Below are 15,934 nucleotides of genomic sequence, written 5' to 3' on the forward strand. Positions count from 1 at the left end.
GATGATCGAAGTCAATCATCTGTGCAAATATTACCAGGTGCATGAGCGCGACCCCGGTTTCATGGCTTCGATGAAAAGCTTGTTCAATCGCCGCTTTCGGACGGTCAAGGCCGTGGACGATGTAAGCTTCCATATTCCTGAGGGGCAAATTGTTGGCTTTCTCGGGCCAAACGGAGCGGGCAAAACAACGACGATGAAGGTGCTCAGCGGCTTGCTTCATCCGTCGGCCGGCGACATCCGCGTCGGCGGTTTTGTGCCATTCGAGCAGAAAAAGCAATTTAAAATGAACATCAGTCTCGTCATGGGCCAAAAAAGCCAGCTGATCTGGGACGTACCGGCGATGGAGACGTTTTTGGTCAATAAGGTCATCTATGAAATTCCCGATGCACCGTTCAAGGAAACGCTGGACGATCTGGTCGGCTTGCTGGAGCTGGATGAGGTGCTGCGAAAGCCGGTGCGCCAGCTGTCGCTGGGGGAGCGGATGAAATGCGAGCTGGCGGCTGCGCTGCTGCATCGCCCGCGCATCGTGTTTCTTGACGAGCCGACGATTGGGCTTGACGTGAACATGCAGGAAGTGATGCGGCAGTTCATTCAGGACTACAACCGCAAATATAAGGCGACGATCCTGCTGACGAGCCATTATATGGCCGACGTAACGGCGCTGTGTGAACGCGTACTGGTCATTGGTAAGGGGCGGCTGCTTTATGACGGCGCCATTTCACGGCTGATCGACAAGTATGCGCCGTTCAAGCGGGTAGCGCTCAAGCTGGCTCAGCCTGTGGACGCGGACAGCTTGCGCGAGGCGCTTGGCGGCGACGGACAGCTGGTCGGCTGCGAGTCGACCAAGGTCGAGCTGGATGTTCCGCGCGAGCGCGTGTCGGAACTGTCGGCGCGGCTGCTGACGCGCTTTAACGTGCTTGATTTGACGATTGAAGATCCGTCGATGGAATCGGTCATTGCTCAAGCGTTTGAAGGGCGGGCCGGGTTCGATGAAACGGAGGGTACGCCATGAAGCGGCTTTTGCTCGGGTTCTGGCGCAAATATGCGGTTATGCTGAAGCTGGAATGGTCGGTCATGCTCGCGTACCGCAGCGAGACCGTTGTCTGGATGCTGGGCGCGTTCATTCAGCCGCTCGTCAGCCTTGCCGTCTGGCTGTCGATCAGCGGCAGCGGCAGCGTGGCCGGTTACGACGCACATGATTATATCGTTTATTTTCTCGGCGTGCTTCTGGTAGAGCGATTGACCCGAACATGGGATGTTTGGGAGCTGGATTCCAGCATCAGTGACGGCTCGATGTCCGCCAAGCTGCTGCGGCCGTTTCATCCGGCGCATTGGAGCATTGCCCAGAATCTCGTTTACAAGCTGTTTTTTGCGCTGACGTTAATTCCGATCTGGCTGATTCTAGCCTGGATCTTCCCGCTGCTGCGGCTGGACGCCGGTCCGGGCGCTTATGCGGGCGCGTCGCTGGCGATAGCGCTGTCGTCGATCATCCGCTTCCTGCTGGGGTTCGAATTCGGCATGCTGGCGTTTTGGACGAATCGCGCCACGGCGATTTATGCGCTGTTCGAGGGCGTCCATCTGTTTTTGGCCGGGCGGCTGGCGCCGCTGTCGATGTTTCCGGGCTGGGTGGACGATTTGGGCAAATGGCTGCCCTTCTATGGGACGGTAGGCTTTCCCGTGGAGCTGATGACCGGCAAGCTGGCGGCCGGCTCGTCGGAGGCGCTGCTTGGCTTCGCCGTCCAAGCGTTTTGGTGCGCTGTGCTGTATGCGCTGTTCCGTTGGCAGTGGCGACAGGGCGTCAAACGATATGGAGCCGTTGGCGGCTAGTTTCCGGCGAGCATGTGCGTTGGGTGAGGAAGAGGGAGATCGTGAGCGTGTAAGAGTGAGCGTGTAAGACTGTGTGCAGGTGTATCCGATAGAGGCAATTTGCAAAAAAAAGAGGTGCGGCTATGAAATACGCGCGGCTGTTTCGCGAATTTTTTCGCGCTTGTCTGGTCGAGGAATTTGAATATCGCGCCAATTTCGCGGCCAATTTGCTGACGACGCTGTTCGGGCTGGCGATGGCGCTGCTTACGGTGCAGGTGTATTTTTACCGCACGCAGCAGATAGGCGGCTGGAGCTATTACGAGGTGCTGGTGCTGCTGGGCGTGTTTAATGCGATACACGGCTTTATCGAGTTTTTTCTACAGCCGAATATGTCGCGTCTGGTCGGGCATATCCGCAAGGGGACGCTCGATTTCGTCTTGACGAAGCCGGTGGACAGCCAGTTTTATATCAGCTTCCGGCATTTGGTGTTTTGGCGGCTGGCCGATGTCGCGTTGGGACTGGGGCTGGTCGGCTTTGCGTTGTGGAAGCTGGGCGCGTGGCCGTCGGTGGAGATGGGGCTGATGTTTGCTGTCGTCTTCGCGGCTTCGCTGGTTGTGGTGTATTCGTTTTGGATGGGAATGATGATTTTCTCGTTCTGGGCGGTCAAAGTCGATAATTTATCGTATTTGTTCGGTTCGTTTTTCGAAACGGCGCGGTTTCCGGTGTCGGTTTACAAGGGATTGCTGCGGCTGGCTCTGACGTATGTGTTCCCGATCGCCTTCATTACAACGTTTCCCGCGGCAGCAGTCGTCGGACGGCTTGGTCCGTGGCAGGCTGCACTTAGCGTGGGCATCGCACTGGCATCCTTTGTGCTGGCGCGGCTGCTGTGGAAGTTTGCGCTGCGATCGTATACGAGCGCGAGCAGTTAGAGCAGTTAGAGCAGATAAAGCAGATAAAGCAGATAAAGCAGATAAAGCAGATAAAGCAGATAAAGCAGGTAATGTTGTTGAGGCTGCGGGGATGGGGACTGTTGCGGGCGGCGGGAAGGAGATGCTGAGGAGATGTCCTGTGGTAGAGGACAAAAATGAGAATTTGTCTTTTAAATAGTGGACACGAGGGCTACCTGTGTTACCGGAAGTTTGCTTGCGTTGTAGTACTAGATATAGAATTTTTTTCAATGTAGATTCTATATATTGATTTTTTGCTTGAGGCGGGTCTATTAGGGGTGGTGTCTTCTTTTGAAAAGACAAGAGTCCACCTGGAGGAGACGTTTTGCCGGGTATGGATGGTGTGAAGAGCAGAAGCTAGAGCAAGGCGCAGGAAGCAAAAGCGAGAGCTGGGGCGAGAGTAGGAGCAAGTGCGAGAGCGAGAGCAGGAGCGAAGGCGAGAGCAGGAGCGAGGGCGAGAGCAGAAGCGAGGGCGAGAGCGGGAGCGAGGGCGAGAGCAGGAGCGGGGGCGAGAGCAGGAGCGAGAGCAGGGAGCGAGAGCATAGCAAGAGCGAGAGCAGGGAGCGAGAGCATAGCAAGAGCGAGCAAGTCGCATTTAAATGGATGCCGCAGCATGCGGGTGAATAAAAAAGCAATGGGCGATTGCGTTCCCATTGCTTTTTGTGTTGGCGATCAGCCTTTGTATTTGGTGAAAAATGCTTTGTATTTCTCCGGTGGATTGCCGCCTTCGGCGCCAGGCTCCGGCAGGCCGCCTTCGATTCTTTCCACTTCTACGCCGTCTTTATAGTAGATGAGGGTTGGCGTGTATTGAATTTTGTATTTTTGCCAAGCGTCGGGGAACTCTTGCAGGTTGAATTGCGTGACGTTGACGCCCATTTCTTTTTCAATCGGCACAAGCACCGGCGTGGTCAGCTTACAGTGCGGGCAAGTGGACGAGTAAAAGTACTGGAAGAAGCTTTCTTTGTTCGCCAGGCGCTTGTCGAGATCGTCCGGCAGGATAACGTTCTGGTAGTTCGGGTCGTTCAGTTGCTTGACGGTTTCGGGATTAAGCTTGTTGACCGAAACGCCGTAAGGATTGTACGGATAGTCGGCGTCGGCGGATTTGTTGGACTGTCTGTTGACCAGGTACAAGCCCCCGAATAAAATAACTACGATGCCTAGATAAATGAGCAGCTTTTTCATCATACACCTCTTTGATTTACGTACTTTCCTATACTTTCTATATAAAGATTAGCAAATCCTGCTGCCGGAGGCTGAAAAATATTGGCTGTTTGGTGACAAGTCGGCTATAATACCGATAGATTAGGGGCTCCCCGAAGAAAAGGAACGATGGATCATGAGCGGCAAGCTGCCTGCGGGCTTTGTGGACAAAATGAAGGATTTGCTTGGCGAGGAGGAGTATGCGCAGCTGGCTGCTTCCTACGACGAGCCGCGCGCTTACGGATTGCGGGCGAATACGTTGAAAATCGGGCGCGACGAGCTGGCGGCGCGGCTGCCTTTTGCGCTGACGCCGGTGCCTTGGGCAGCCGACGGTTTTTATTACGAGGAAGGCGAGCGCCCCGGCAAGCATCCGTACTATCATGCGGGGCTTTACTATATTCAGGAGCCAAGCGCGATGACGCCCGGCGAGCTGCTGGATGTGCGGCCGGGCGATCGCGTGCTGGATTTGTGCGCTGCGCCGGGCGGCAAGTCGACGCAAATTGCCGCCAAGCTGCGGGGGCGGGGCGTGCTCGTCGTCAATGACAATCATGCGGAGCGGGTCAAGGCGCTGGTGAAAAATCTGGAGCTGTTTGGCGTGCGCAATGCCGTGGTGCTTAATGAAAAGCCGGAGCGGATGCTGGGGGCGTTTGCGGGGTATTTTGACCGGATTGTGATCGACGCGCCTTGCTCGGGCGAAGGGATGTTTCGCAAGGAAGAAGAGATGATGGCGCAGTGGGAGCGCCATTCGGTGGCGGTGTGCGCCGGAATGCAGCGCGAGCTGCTGGAGCAGGCGGCGGCGATGCTGGCGCCGGGCGGTAAGCTCGTGTATTCGACCTGCACGTTCTCGCCGGAAGAGAACGAGGCGCAAATTGCCGCCTTTCTCGACAAACACGACGATTTTGACGTCGTGCCGACCGGCGGCGCAGGGTTTGCGCCGGGGCGCCCGGACTGGCTGCGGGCGCCCTGGACCGGCGGCGGCGCGTTCTCGGCGCGCGCTGCCGCCGCTGTAGCAGGCACGGCGCGGCTGTGGCCCCATCGCCTGCGGGGCGAGGGGCATTTTGCCGCCGTGCTGCAGCGGCAGGGCGGCGTGCCGTCCGCGCCGCCCGAGGCTGACGCCGCTCCCCCCGCGATGCGGATCGGGGGCGGGGGAGCGGCGGAACGCACGCGCAGCGGCCGCAAGGCCGGGCTGCGCGCAGAGCGCCCGCGCGGCGGCGGCCCTGCGGGGCCGGGCGCGGGCCTTGAGCCGCTGGCGGCGTTCGAGCGCGAGCTGCTGCGGGGCAGCAGCTGCGCCGAGCTCGCCGGCGGGCGGCTCGTGTGCTACGGCGACCACGTGTACGTGTCGCCGGAGGGCTTGCCCGGGCTGCACGGACTGAAGGTCGTGCGCCCGGGCTGGTACATCGGCACGCTGCGCCGGGGCCGATTCGAGCCTTCGCATGCGCTGGCGATGGGCCTGCGCATGGAGGAAGCGGCGCGCGTGCTGCCGCTGGCGAGCGCCGACGGCCGCGCCCTTCGTTATTTGAAGGGCGAAACGCTGGAGGTCGCGGAGGACGAGATCGTGCGCGACCGCGCGGATGTGACCGTCAAAGGCTATTGCCTCGTCGGGATCGATGGTTTTCCCGTCGGTTGGGGCAAATGGCAGGACGGATTATTCAAAAACGAATATCCTGCAGGCTGGAGGTGGACCTGAACGGATGAAAATGACACAACGTCTCGACAAACTGCTCGTTCATATCGGCATCGGCACCCGCTCCCAGCTCAAGCAACTGGCGAAAAGCGGCGCGATTACCGTCAACGGCATCGCCGTCAAGGACAGCGGCATGCAGGTCAACCCGGAAGCCGACCGCATTGCGGTGAATGGCCAAGAGGTGCGTTACCGGGAATTTGTCTATGTGATGCTCAACAAGCCGCCCGGCGTCGTGTCGGCGACAGAGGACAATCGCGACCGGACGGTCGTGGATTTGCTGCCGGACGAGTATCGGCCGTTTGCGGTGTTTCCCGTCGGGCGTCTGGACAAGGACACGGAGGGGCTGCTGCTGCTGACCAATGACGGCAAGCTGGCGCACAATCTGCTTTCTCCGCGGAAGCACGTGCCCAAGACATATTGGGCTCGCGTTGCCGGCGCGGTCGGGGAAGCGGACCGGCTGGCGTTTGCCGAAGGGGTGACGCTGGATGACGGCTACGCCACGCTGCCGGCCCAGCTGCGCGTGCTGGAGGTGCGCGAGCAAGCCGAAGGCGGGGCGATTTCGGAGATTGAGCTGACCATTATGGAAGGCAAGTTTCATCAGGTTAAGCGCATGTTCGAAGCGGTCGGCAAAAAAGTCGTGTACCTCAAGCGTTTGTCGATGGGACCGCTGGAGCTCGACCCGGCTCTGGCGCTCGGCCAATCGAGGGAGTTGACAGCTGGTGAGCTGCTGGCGCTGCAGCAGGCACACGAGGATCAATAAAGGGTTGTGCGGAAGGTAAACCGCCCGAAAACGGCCGACGTGAGCGGTGCGAGCGGGCGGTTTTTGCCGAGTCCGTCCGCGCCGCTGTTCCTGAGCGTCCATGCGTTTCTTGCGGAATCCGGCCACGCCGCTGTCCCTGAGCATCCTTGCGGTTTTTGCGGAATCCGTCCGCGCCGCTGTTCCTGAGCGTCCATGCGTTTTTTGCGGAATCCGGCCACGCCGCTGTCCCTGAGCATCCTTGCGGTTTTTGCGGAATCCGTCCGCGCCGCTGTTCCTGAGCGTCCATGCGTTTTTTGCGGAATCCGTCCACGCCGCTGTCCCTGAGCATCCTTGCGGTTTTTGCGGAATCCGTCCGCGCCGCTGTCCCTGAGCGTCCATGCGGTTTTCGCCGAGTCCGTCCGCGCCGCTGTCCCTGGGCGTCCACGCGGTTTTCGCCGAGTCCGTCCGCGCCGCTATCCCTGAGCGTCCTTGCGGTTTTTGCCGAGTCCGTCCGCGCCGCTGTCCCTGGGCGTCCATGCGTTTTTGGCCAAGTCCGACATTATCGCTGGTCTAGTGTATCCATGTCCGTGGACTACATAACGCCGGCTGCCAATGCCGCACTGCCTGCTTGGCCGCTTGCCGGCAGCGCGTCCATCCAGCGATTGCGCTAGTGTCCGCGGACCGCACTTATGTTACAATAATCGATAGATTAGGAGATTCCATTGGGAGGAACTGCAGTGAACTATCAACTGATCGCTTTGGACGTCGACGGCACCTTGTTGAATGATCAGCACCAGATAACCGAACAAACGAAAGCGACGATTTGGGAAGCGTATGAACGCGGCTGTAAAATCGTGCTTTGCACCGGACGCGGCCCGGATAACGCGCTGCCCATCTTGCAGCAGCTGGAGATGGAAGGCACGATGATTACGCATAACGGCTCGGCTACCGTCCATGCGGACGAGCGGGGGCAAAGCGTGCTGCATGAATACACGTTTGCACTGAATGAAATCGTCCCGCTTGTCGAGTACGCCAGACGGGAAGGCATTCATTTTGACGTCTGCACGTCTTACAATATGTATATCGAACGGCTGGACGAGCGGGCCAAGCAAATGTATATTCAATACGGCGTCAATCCCAAGCGGGTTGCCGATGTGATCGATCTGCAAATGCCGTTGGTCAAAATGACGCTTTCCGGTCCTGCCGAAGCGCTGGATCGCGTGCAGCGGGAATGGGACGAGCTGAAGCTGTACGGCTCCTTGCGCATGCTGCGCAGCGGCGATTTTTTCATCGACATCATGAATCCGGCGGCGAGCAAGGGCAATGCGCTGCGCGAGCTGGCGGCCTCCTGGAGCATCGGGCGCGAGCATGTTCTTGCGATTGGCAATTATTATAACGATATCGACATGCTGACATTTGCCGGGCTGGGCATTGCGGTTGCCAATTCGCCGGACGAGGTCAAGGCAGCCGCTGCAGCCGTTGTCTCCTCGAACAATGACGAAGGCGTGCATGAAGCGATTCAACGCTACGTGCTGGAGGAAAATGTCTGAGCTAACCGCCGGATTTTCTCGTTTTTGTATATCTTCGGCTATCTGGCCTGTGGTAGAATAAAAGAAAACACGAACGGTGGTGCAAGTGTGTCCACAATGAAAAAAAAGCTGTTTTCCAGACGTGAAAAAATAATTGCTGCTGCAGTAACGGCGGCAATGGTTACCGCGCCCTTTGCGCTTGGCGTAGAACGTCCGACGACGGTAGGGGCGGAGGTGAGCATGCCGCCTACAACCAATGTAGACAAAGTGTACGATATGGTGCTCCCGGCCAACGGCAGCTCGGATATTATCGATTTAAATTATTTGTTTGGCCAAGAGGTCTGGGGCTTGTATACGTCTTCCGACGAAGATCAGTTGCTGGCGTCAATCGATCAAGATCTGCTGATGAGCGGGCTTTTGAAGGTGACCACCTATGACCCGCAATCGCTTCCGGCGACGGTCAGCTTTACGCTGAGCTTGTCGCAGCCGGACTCCTCGACGATGCAAATCGAGAAGTTTAACGTTACGATCGGTCTGCCAACCGGCGCGGACGGTCATTTTGATATCAGCGATGCCGTTTCGTATATGAACAGCAACCAGGGTACATACGGTCCATCTTCGGTAACGCCGCAATTAGTCAGCGGTCTGCTGGGCAATATCGGTCCGGATGCCTCGACTTTCTACCAGTTTCCGGGCAATCGCAAGCCGGTGGCAACGTCGGGCGGCATTCAGGGGCAGGGACTGATCAGCGGCAATGATGTATCCGCGGATGAGCTGCTTGGTAATTTGTCCGATTATTTCAGCGATCCGGACGGTCAAATGCTGACTTATTATTTTGGCTCCAGCAATACGGAGGTCGTGAGGACTTATTTGGGAGAAGGCGGAGATTGGCGTTTCTGTGCAGATATGCCGGGCGACGCGACGATTTCGTTCGTGGCGACGGATTCGATGGGCGGAGCGGCTTACAAGACGTTTAACATCCACGTGGATGGGGAAGGCTCCGGCAACCAAGCGCCTTACTATTACAACACGATTACGACGAATTACCTGTATGCCGGAGCGACGATTGATTTAAGCGATTATTTTACAGATCCGGATGAGGATCCGATCTCGTATGAGCTGACTGTGATGAATTCCGGCGGTACGACCAGCACGACCTCTTTGACCGGCTCGCTGATTCAGATGAGCAATATTCCGTTGTATGGGAAAATTATCAATGTTCGCGCAATCGATCCAGAGGGCGCCTACGAGGATATGGAAGTCAACATTTCAAGAATGTCCCCGAACGCGCTTGATACGCAAAGTCTGTATACGGGAAGCTCGTATCTGCTTGATTTGAACTCGGTTTTCAATCTCGGCTCCAATATCAGCTATTCGGTGATCACCTACGATATGGTCGATGCGAGCATTGTAGACGATGTGTATTTGAAGGTGGACACGCCGGTTGACGGCAATGCGCTTCTTCACGTGTATGCTTACGATAACGACAACAACAAGACGTATCAGGACGATCTGGAGGTTCAAGTGCTGACGTTCGGCGATACGAACGGCATGGTTCACATTCCGACCTTGTTCCCTTACGACAATGCTGGCGACATTTATTCCCACATGACCAAATCGACCAGTGATTCCACCATGCTGGGAACGGGAGATTATATTTACTGGGGCGGTCCTTCCGGCGGTTCGGTGACGTTTACGTTTGATCCGAATGACGGGCACAAAATCATTACGGTTCCTTATACGAAGCCTTAATGGAAGCCGCTTTGAACTACGAGCCGGTTCGGAAGCTTTTTCAAGCCAAGCGGTTTCGCGAGGCGGAGGAGCCGTGCAAGCAGCTTGTGCGCGCGAATCCGCTGGATGCGCAGAGCTGGGTTCTGCTGGCGGAGGCGCTGCTGCATCAGGGCTTTGGCCGCGCCGCCCGTCGCCTGTTTGAACGTGCGTGGTTGCTTGATCCGCAAGCGATTTGGGTCGAGGCGGCGAAGCAAGCGCTCGGTCGAACACCCGACGGTGACGAGCGGTTTGATATCGAGGGCTTGCTGCATGTGCCGCGGGTGACGATTACAGCAGCCGTGCTCGCCGGTAACGAGGAGCAATCGATTGCCGATTGCCTCTTGTCACTGGAGGGAGCGGTTGACGAAATCGTGGTCTTTGCGACAGGTGCCGACCGGACGGCGGAAATAGCCGGTCAAATAGCCGGTGTGCGCGTCGTCCCCCTTGCATGGCAAGACCATTTTGCGGCGACGCGGAATGAGGCGATGACCTATCTGCATACGGATTGGGTCATCTGGTTTGACGCCGACGAGCGGCTGCTGCCAGAAGATGCGTCTTGCGTACGCGAGGCTGCAGGTGTTTTTCACACGCATCCGCTGTTGCCGGTTTTGCACATTTGGCATTTGAACAAGATGCGCGACACGGTCGTTCATGATTTTTCCCAAGTGCGCTTGTTTCCGCTGCGTCCGGGCGTCCGTTATTGGGGGCGCGTCCATGAGCAGGTCGGCACGAATGCAGGCTTGTATGCTGACGACACGTACCGACGTCCAGTCAAAATCCGCTATCTGCATGACGGCTACGACCCCGATGTGGTGGTACGCACAGGCAAGCTGGAGCGCAATTTACGGCTCTTGCGGCTGATGCTGGACGAGGAGCCGGATAACCCTGGCCACTGGCTGTTCTATGGGCGGGAATCGCTTTTGGCGGGATTGGACGAAGAGGCGGAACGCGCGCTGCTGGAGGCGCTGCGTCTGGCAGCGGAGCAACCGCGGTTCGGGCGGGTGTTGGACATTTACAACCTGCTTGTGCAGCTATCGATGAAGCGCGGGAATTGGGAGGAAGCCGAACGTTGGTGCCGCGAAGCGCTGGAAGTAAATCCGGATTTTCCGGACGCGTTTTTTTGGCTGGCGCAAGTGCAGATGAAACAGGCGGAAGCGCTGTACCGGGAAGCGGAGAAGGGCGTCCGCCAAGCGCAAAGGTCCTTGGCGACTTACCGCGGCGGCGTGACGGCGGACTACCGGATCGGCGCGTGGATGGCGGAGATGACACTGGCCGATATCGCCTTCCGCTCCGGCAAATGGAGCGAAGCCCGCAAGCTGTATGCGCGCCATATGCACAGACCGGAAGCACAGCAGCTTGCGCTGAAACGGCTGGCTTGGATGGACAAGGAAGGCGCAGGACCAGGGCGCGACGCGAAGCCCGGGGTCTGAAGCAAGCGAAAGAGGACGTTCCTCAGCCATGCGAATGGCTTGACGGACGTCCTCTTTGTTGTAGAAATGCCCGGAGAGGCCGGGCGTAGGGGGATTAGATCAGGAAAGAACGAGTGATGATCACCAGGAGAATGAACAGAACCAGAATGGCGCCTGCGGACGAATAACCGACTGCGTGGGACATGAGATTACCTCCCTTGTTCACATAATTGGGGACCGCGGCTCATCTTGACCGTCGGTATACGATACTATATGTCCCTAAAGGCAGCTGTGTATGGACATTTATCCCGCATCGGCATATTTTGGGCGCTTCCCGGGCAGGCTACCCTTGTACAAAAGGAACTGTAGAGGAGGCGAGTCTGTCATGGCCGCAATTCAGCTTAGACCGGATTTGAAAACAGCAGGCGGCGAGGTCTGCGACATTATGTACGAAGGAGAGTTTGCCGGCACGCTCACGCTCGTGTACCGGGAGTCGGATCGGTTGTCAGGCTCCGTCCAATTGGAGCGGCAGTCCTTATCGGCATCGGACAAGGAACGGGTATTGGTTTTCGTCAAGGAGCATGTGGAGGATCTCGTTCGCGCGGTGCGCGCGCAATCGTGCGAGGTGTTCGTGACGTACAGCGATTATGAGCTGATTATTGCTACCGAGCATGCGCTGCAAACCGCGCAGGGAAGCGGGCTTGCCCCGCGGCGGGAGCCTGTTGTTTTACACGAGGATGAAGCGGATTATGAATGGGTGCAGGATGGAACGCGCTTTGACGACGTGGACCCGGACGGCGGGGATGAGTTCGATATGGAGATGGTCTCGCCGTCGGCGGATTCCGCAGAGACGGATTACGAGTTGGTCATTGTCGGAGAAAAGCGCAACCGCGTGGAATACCACGTATACGATGACGAATCGGAGCTGATTGCCGAGTGCGCGCTGGTGCTGTATGGCGCCGACGTGGTCGGCGAGATCAACTGGCGTTTTGATCCGTTCGAGGAGGAAATGAACCGGATTACGGAGCTGCTGGTCGCCGATTTTGACGAAACGCTAATTGATACGTATGTGCTGCATATGAACTATAATGGGGAAACGATCGACACGATTGAGCTGACGCACCGGGATTTGCTGGAGGAAGCGGACAGCAGCCGCGCTCCGGTTGAGCTGGAGCCGTTCAATAGTGAGGATTACACGGTTGTGTTGGCCCGGGACGACGGGGACACGCTGACGTATGAGATTTATCAGCAATCGTACGGCGGACTGCCGATTGGCACAGCAACGGTCGATATCAGCGAGCGGCAGCTGACCGGATTTATCGATTTCCGCGAGCCGGGCAACGCCGACGACCGCGAGCTGATCGCGATGCTGCTGCTTGACGAGCTCGACAAGGAAAAGGACTACGAAACGGTCAATTTTTCGATGCTGTATCGCAATAAGCTGATCGATGAAATTTTGTTTGAATCGGAGCAGGTGCATTAGCAGACGGCAAAAAGGCATGAGCCCAAACGAGGGTTCATGCCTTTGCCATGCCGAGCCGGGGAAATGCGGATCAGAAGGATTCTTTGACGACGACCTGATCGAGCGACAGACGGCCGCTGCCGCGCGCCGGCGTTGCGGCCACACCTACAGTGATCAACATGATCGGCAGATAACGTTCAGGCACATTGAATTCGCTGACGAACCGCACCGGATCGTAACCGCCCATCGGGCACGTATCGTAGCCCAACGCTTTGGCGGCCAGCATCAGCTGCATCGAAGCAAGCGAAGCGTTGCGAATCGCTTCGTCGCGCGCAACCTGCGGGTTCTTGTAAGCGCCGTTCACTTGACCGCTGAGCCCTTCTTTAATTTCCGGCTTCAGGAAACCGGCTTCCACGAGTGGACCAAAAACCGGCTCAAGGTTAAGATTGGCTTGGAGGTCGCCCAGAACGGCGATGACGGCCGAGCTCTCGGCGATTTGCTTCTGGCCAAAGGCGATCGGCAGGAGCTTCTCCTTGTTCGCTTGATCTTCAATGACGAGGAATTTCCAATGCTGCAGGTTCCAGGAGGACGGTGCCTGGGAAGCGGCGGTGAGAATTTGTTCCAGGTGCTCTTTGGGCAGACGGTGTCCGGTTTGATACTGCTTGACGGAATGGCGCTCAGCCATCACTTTAAACACTTCGGATTGGACTTGCTCGGTCATTATGGAATCCCTCCAATTGGTATCTATCTGGCTATATACTGTAATCATAAATGTTATAGTTAGTGTTGTCAAGCGCGACCTTTTCTCTTTTCCTTTGATCGGGGATAATAGAAGAAAGGAAGGGGATGTCTTCCATCATGAATATGACGCAGGAAGAGCTGAGTCATCTCATTTTTCTGACGGAGGTCGTTATTGCCGGCAAAAAGAAAAGCCTGATGCACGAAACGCTCCAGGTGCTGCTGTACATCGTCAAATCGGTCGATCAGATTGAGCTGCCGGATTCAGTCATCGACCAGATCGAGCGGCTGATTGCGCTGATCGAACACGATTTGCGTCAGGAAAACGAGCGGATGCAGGAAACCTACAGCTATTTGGACTGGCCTCAAAGCGGCCAGCGCAAGCCTTTGGGATAATGATTTTTCAGCTGGCCGCCGCTTTCCTTGCCCCAGCCGAGCGGGAAGCCGTCGACGCGCAAGAGCGCCCAGCCGCTGGAATCCCGCGCGGTCGGCAGCGCTTCGCCGCGCAGGTAAGCGAGCGCGAGCGGCGAGTCAGCCGCGACATCGAAGGCGAGCGCGCCTGCGCAAGCGGCGTCGTTCAAGGCGAGCGCCAAAGCATGCGACGGTTCGAACCGTCGCTTCTTCAGCTCGCCCAGATGCAGCCCCGGGCGCAGCACCCGGAGGCCGTCCAGCCCGCGGCCGCCAAGGCCAAGCGCCGCTGCGGCGGGGGGCAGCAGGTATAGCTGCTCCCCGAACAAAAGCGGCTCGCCGGCCGGGCGATACGCGGGCAGCGCATCGCGGCGGAACGCCTCGAACAAGGCCAGACCTTCGGCCGCGGCCTTGTCCGGTGGAGGCGTGCCGCCGCCGCGTTTGCCGCGCGGCCGGGGGCCGGGCTCGCCGGCAACGCCCGCCGCATCAGCCGGCCCGCCCGCGTCTGCGCCGCCGCGCTTGCGCAGCAGCGCGACGAAGTGGCCCTCGCCGCGCTGGCGGTGCGGCCAGATGCGCTCGACGCGCACCAGCTCCAGCGCGCCGCCGCTTGCGGCGATGAGCTGCTCGACGACGCCCTCGTTCTCCTCACGGTTGAACGTGCAGGTCGAATAGGCGAGCAGCCCACCCGGCTTGAGCATCGCGACGGCCTCCGGCGCGATGTCGAGCTGCCGCTTGGCGCACATGACGACGTGCGCCGGCGACCACTCGGCGATGGCATCGGGGTCCTTGCGGAACATCCCTTCGCCCGAGCAGGGAGCGTCGAGCATGATTTTATCGAAAAACTGCGGGAACCGCTGCGCCAGCCGATCCGGCGCGCTGCTGACGACAATTGCGTTGGCAACGCCAAGCCGCTCGATATTTTCGGACAGGATTTTGGCCCGGGCCGGATGAATTTCATTGGCGATCAGCAAGCCTTCGCCCTGCAGCTTGCCGGCGATATGCGTCGATTTGCCGCCGGGGGCAGCGGCCAGATCGAGCACGATGTCGCCCGGCTGCGGCGCGAGCAGCTCCACAGCCGACATCGCCGACGGCTCCTGCATATAGTAGAGCCCGGCTGCATGCCACGGGTGCTTGCCTGGACGGACCGAATCCTCGTAATAATAGCCGGTCGGGCACCAGGGCACAGGCGTAAGCTCCAGCGAGCGTGTCAGGCGCTCTGCCGCTGTGCTGGCCGGCGAGAGCTTTAAGGGATTAAAGCGCAGCCCCTGCACGCGCGGGTTGTCGTAGCTGGCAGCCAGCAGCGCCGCTTCTTCGGCGCCCAGCAGGCCGTGCATTTGTTGGATAAATTCGGGCGGCAATGGCCGATTCATGCGATAGGCTCCTTTTTCCATGTTGGATCACGATCATTATACTCTTTTGCGGGCATTGTGAGAAGTCGGCCGGACGTGCTATAATACTTCGTGGTTTTTGATCGGAAGTGGCGGTGAAGCGCTCCCGCAGGCTGCAGAGCCCGCGCGGCCGAAAGATGGAGGACACAGCATGATGCAAAAGGATATCCGGATTCCGATGGTAGAAATATTCGAGACGGTGGAAGGCGAAGGGACCCGTGCCGGGTTTCCGACGATTTTCGTCCGTCTTTTTGGCTGCAATTTGCGCTGTACGTGGTGCGATACGAAATACAGCTATCCGCCAGCGGAGGCGGAGCATGTGATGACGATTGAAGAGATCGTCGCTGCGGTCGGTCGTTACCGCTCGCGGCACATTTGTTTGACCGGCGGCGAGCCGCTGCTGTACGGCGATCGTTCGCTGGCGCTGATTGAGGCGCTGGCGGCGCTGGAGCAGGTCGACGACCTGCATGTCGAGACGAACGGGGCGATTGATCTCGCGCCGTTCCTGCAAGCGGTCGCTTCGCCGAAGGTGCGGTACGTGATGGACTACAAGCTGCCGGACTCCGGGGAAGCGACGCGGATGCTGCCCGGCAATCTGGCTTTGCTGCGGCCGCAGGACGAGCTGAAGTTTGTCGTCGGCAGTCAGGCCGATTTCGATGCGGCTGTGCGGCTGCTGCGTGAGCATCCGATTGCGGCGCAGCCGCTGTTTAGTCCGGTGTGGGAAACGATGCCGCCCCGGAGGCTGGCCGAGCTGATATTGGCCGAAGGCTTGAGCCGCGTCAAGCTGAACATGCAGCTGCACAAAATCATTTGGGACCCAGCCCAGCGCGGGGTCTAGCGCCAACCGGCAGGCA

At 58.3% G+C, this 15,934-nt stretch carries 15 protein-coding genes; 11 read left to right on the forward strand and 4 right to left on the reverse strand.

Annotated features, from left to right (window positions below; translation table 11 throughout):
• The first annotated feature begins 1 nt into the window (after window position 1).
• From B5M42_RS09620 to B5M42_RS09630, 3 genes are all read left to right on the forward strand, one after another.
• Entirely contained in the window at window positions 2-1,012 is a 1,011-nt protein-coding gene (locus B5M42_RS09620; RefSeq protein ID WP_134749564.1) for an ABC transporter ATP-binding protein, read from the forward strand.
• On the forward strand, window positions 1,009-1,827 hold the full coding sequence (locus B5M42_RS09625; RefSeq protein WP_134749566.1) for an ABC transporter permease: 819 nt from the start codon (window positions 1,009-1,011) through the stop codon (window positions 1,825-1,827). The genes B5M42_RS09620 and B5M42_RS09625 overlap by 4 nt, the downstream gene beginning before the upstream one ends.
• A gap of 122 nt (window positions 1,828-1,949) precedes the next feature.
• On the forward strand, window positions 1,950-2,735 hold the full coding sequence (locus B5M42_RS09630) for an ABC transporter permease (RefSeq protein ID WP_134749568.1): 786 nt from the start codon (window positions 1,950-1,952) through the stop codon (window positions 2,733-2,735).
• 690 nt (window positions 2,736-3,425) lie between these two features.
• Here B5M42_RS09630 and B5M42_RS09635 read toward each other — a convergent pair.
• Window positions 3,426-3,935, reverse strand: coding sequence for a thioredoxin family protein (locus B5M42_RS09635; RefSeq protein ID WP_134749656.1), 510 nt, complete (start codon window positions 3,933-3,935; stop codon window positions 3,426-3,428).
• 154 nt (window positions 3,936-4,089) lie between these two features.
• Between B5M42_RS09635 and B5M42_RS09640 the strand changes: the two genes are divergently transcribed.
• The 5 genes from B5M42_RS09640 to B5M42_RS09660 all read left to right on the forward strand — a co-directional run bounded on the left by B5M42_RS09640 (window position 4,090) and on the right by B5M42_RS09660 (window position 11,105).
• Window positions 4,090-5,640 (forward strand): RsmB/NOP family class I SAM-dependent RNA methyltransferase, encoded by a 1,551-nt coding sequence (locus B5M42_RS09640; protein ID WP_134749570.1) that lies wholly within the window; start codon window positions 4,090-4,092, stop codon window positions 5,638-5,640.
• Between the two features lie 4 nt (window positions 5,641-5,644).
• Complete coding sequence (locus tag B5M42_RS09645; protein ID WP_134749572.1) at window positions 5,645-6,397, forward strand: pseudouridine synthase; 753 nt, start codon at window positions 5,645-5,647, stop codon at window positions 6,395-6,397.
• A gap of 716 nt (window positions 6,398-7,113) precedes the next feature.
• Window positions 7,114-7,926, forward strand: coding sequence for a Cof-type HAD-IIB family hydrolase (locus B5M42_RS09650; RefSeq protein ID WP_134749574.1), 813 nt, complete (start codon window positions 7,114-7,116; stop codon window positions 7,924-7,926).
• Between the two features lie 87 nt (window positions 7,927-8,013).
• Window positions 8,014-9,657, forward strand: coding sequence for a hypothetical protein (locus tag B5M42_RS09655; protein ID WP_134749576.1), 1,644 nt, complete (start codon window positions 8,014-8,016; stop codon window positions 9,655-9,657).
• On the forward strand, window positions 9,657-11,105 hold the full coding sequence (locus B5M42_RS09660) for a tetratricopeptide repeat protein (protein ID WP_134749578.1): 1,449 nt from the start codon (window positions 9,657-9,659) through the stop codon (window positions 11,103-11,105). Before B5M42_RS09655 ends, B5M42_RS09660 begins: the two co-directional genes overlap by 1 nt.
• Window positions 11,106-11,199: 94 nt before the next feature.
• On the opposite strand, the gene B5M42_RS09665 is transcribed toward B5M42_RS09660, so the two are convergent.
• Entirely contained in the window at window positions 11,200-11,289 is a 90-nt protein-coding gene (locus tag B5M42_RS09665; RefSeq protein ID WP_209280650.1) for a YjcZ family sporulation protein, read from the reverse strand.
• 180 nt (window positions 11,290-11,469) lie between these two features.
• Between B5M42_RS09665 and B5M42_RS09670 the strand changes: the two genes are divergently transcribed.
• Window positions 11,470-12,567, forward strand: a complete 1,098-nt coding sequence (locus B5M42_RS09670; RefSeq protein ID WP_134749580.1) for a hypothetical protein — start codon at window positions 11,470-11,472, stop codon at window positions 12,565-12,567.
• A gap of 70 nt (window positions 12,568-12,637) precedes the next feature.
• Here the strand turns inward: B5M42_RS09670 and B5M42_RS09675 are convergent, their stop codons facing one another.
• Window positions 12,638-13,267 (reverse strand): nitroreductase family protein, encoded by a 630-nt coding sequence (locus B5M42_RS09675; RefSeq protein WP_134749582.1) that lies wholly within the window; start codon window positions 13,265-13,267, stop codon window positions 12,638-12,640.
• Window positions 13,268-13,404: 137 nt separating this feature from the next.
• Between B5M42_RS09675 and B5M42_RS09680 the strand changes: the two genes are divergently transcribed.
• A complete protein-coding gene (locus B5M42_RS09680) occupies window positions 13,405-13,680 on the forward strand; it encodes a hypothetical protein (RefSeq protein ID WP_134749584.1) in 276 nt (91 codons plus the stop codon).
• Here the strand turns inward: B5M42_RS09680 and B5M42_RS09685 are convergent.
• Complete coding sequence (locus tag B5M42_RS09685) at window positions 13,650-15,062, reverse strand: RsmB/NOP family class I SAM-dependent RNA methyltransferase (protein ID WP_134749586.1); 1,413 nt, start codon at window positions 15,060-15,062, stop codon at window positions 13,650-13,652. The two genes, B5M42_RS09680 and B5M42_RS09685, sit on opposite strands and share 31 nt — an antisense overlap.
• Before the next feature lie 169 nt (window positions 15,063-15,231).
• On the opposite strand from B5M42_RS09685, the gene B5M42_RS09690 reads away from it, so the two are divergent.
• On the forward strand, window positions 15,232-15,918 hold the full coding sequence (locus B5M42_RS09690) for a 7-carboxy-7-deazaguanine synthase QueE (protein ID WP_134749588.1): 687 nt from the start codon (window positions 15,232-15,234) through the stop codon (window positions 15,916-15,918).
• The last annotated feature ends 16 nt before the right edge of the window (window positions 15,919-15,934 follow it).

Source organism: Paenibacillus athensensis, from assembly GCF_004514475.2.
GTDB classification, from domain to species: Bacteria; Bacillota; Bacilli; order Paenibacillales; family NBRC-103111; genus Paenibacillus_AL; species Paenibacillus_AL athensensis.

Coding starts and splice junctions, on each gene's coding strand:
- B5M42_RS09620 (WP_134749564.1), top strand. CDS start 2: ATGATCGAAGTCAATCATCTGTGCAAATATTACCAGGTGCATGAGCGC.
- B5M42_RS09625 (WP_134749566.1), top strand. CDS start 1,009: ATGAAGCGGCTTTTGCTCGGGTTCTGGCGCAAATATGCGGTTATGCTG.
- B5M42_RS09630 (WP_134749568.1), top strand. CDS start 1,950: ATGAAATACGCGCGGCTGTTTCGCGAATTTTTTCGCGCTTGTCTGGTC.
- B5M42_RS09635 (WP_134749656.1), bottom strand. CDS start 3,935: ATGAAAAAGCTGCTCATTTATCTAGGCATCGTAGTTATTTTATTCGGG.
- B5M42_RS09640 (WP_134749570.1), top strand. CDS start 4,090: ATGAGCGGCAAGCTGCCTGCGGGCTTTGTGGACAAAATGAAGGATTTG.
- B5M42_RS09645 (WP_134749572.1), top strand. CDS start 5,645: ATGAAAATGACACAACGTCTCGACAAACTGCTCGTTCATATCGGCATC.
- B5M42_RS09660 (WP_134749578.1), top strand. CDS start 9,657: ATGGAAGCCGCTTTGAACTACGAGCCGGTTCGGAAGCTTTTTCAAGCC.
- B5M42_RS09665 (WP_209280650.1), bottom strand. CDS start 11,289: ATGTCCCACGCAGTCGGTTATTCGTCCGCAGGCGCCATTCTGGTTCTG.
- B5M42_RS09670 (WP_134749580.1), top strand. CDS start 11,470: ATGGCCGCAATTCAGCTTAGACCGGATTTGAAAACAGCAGGCGGCGAG.
- B5M42_RS09675 (WP_134749582.1), bottom strand. CDS start 13,267: ATGACCGAGCAAGTCCAATCCGAAGTGTTTAAAGTGATGGCTGAGCGC.
- B5M42_RS09680 (WP_134749584.1), top strand. CDS start 13,405: ATGAATATGACGCAGGAAGAGCTGAGTCATCTCATTTTTCTGACGGAG.
- B5M42_RS09685 (WP_134749586.1), bottom strand. CDS start 15,062: ATGAATCGGCCATTGCCGCCCGAATTTATCCAACAAATGCACGGCCTG.
- B5M42_RS09690 (WP_134749588.1), top strand. CDS start 15,232: ATGATGCAAAAGGATATCCGGATTCCGATGGTAGAAATATTCGAGACG.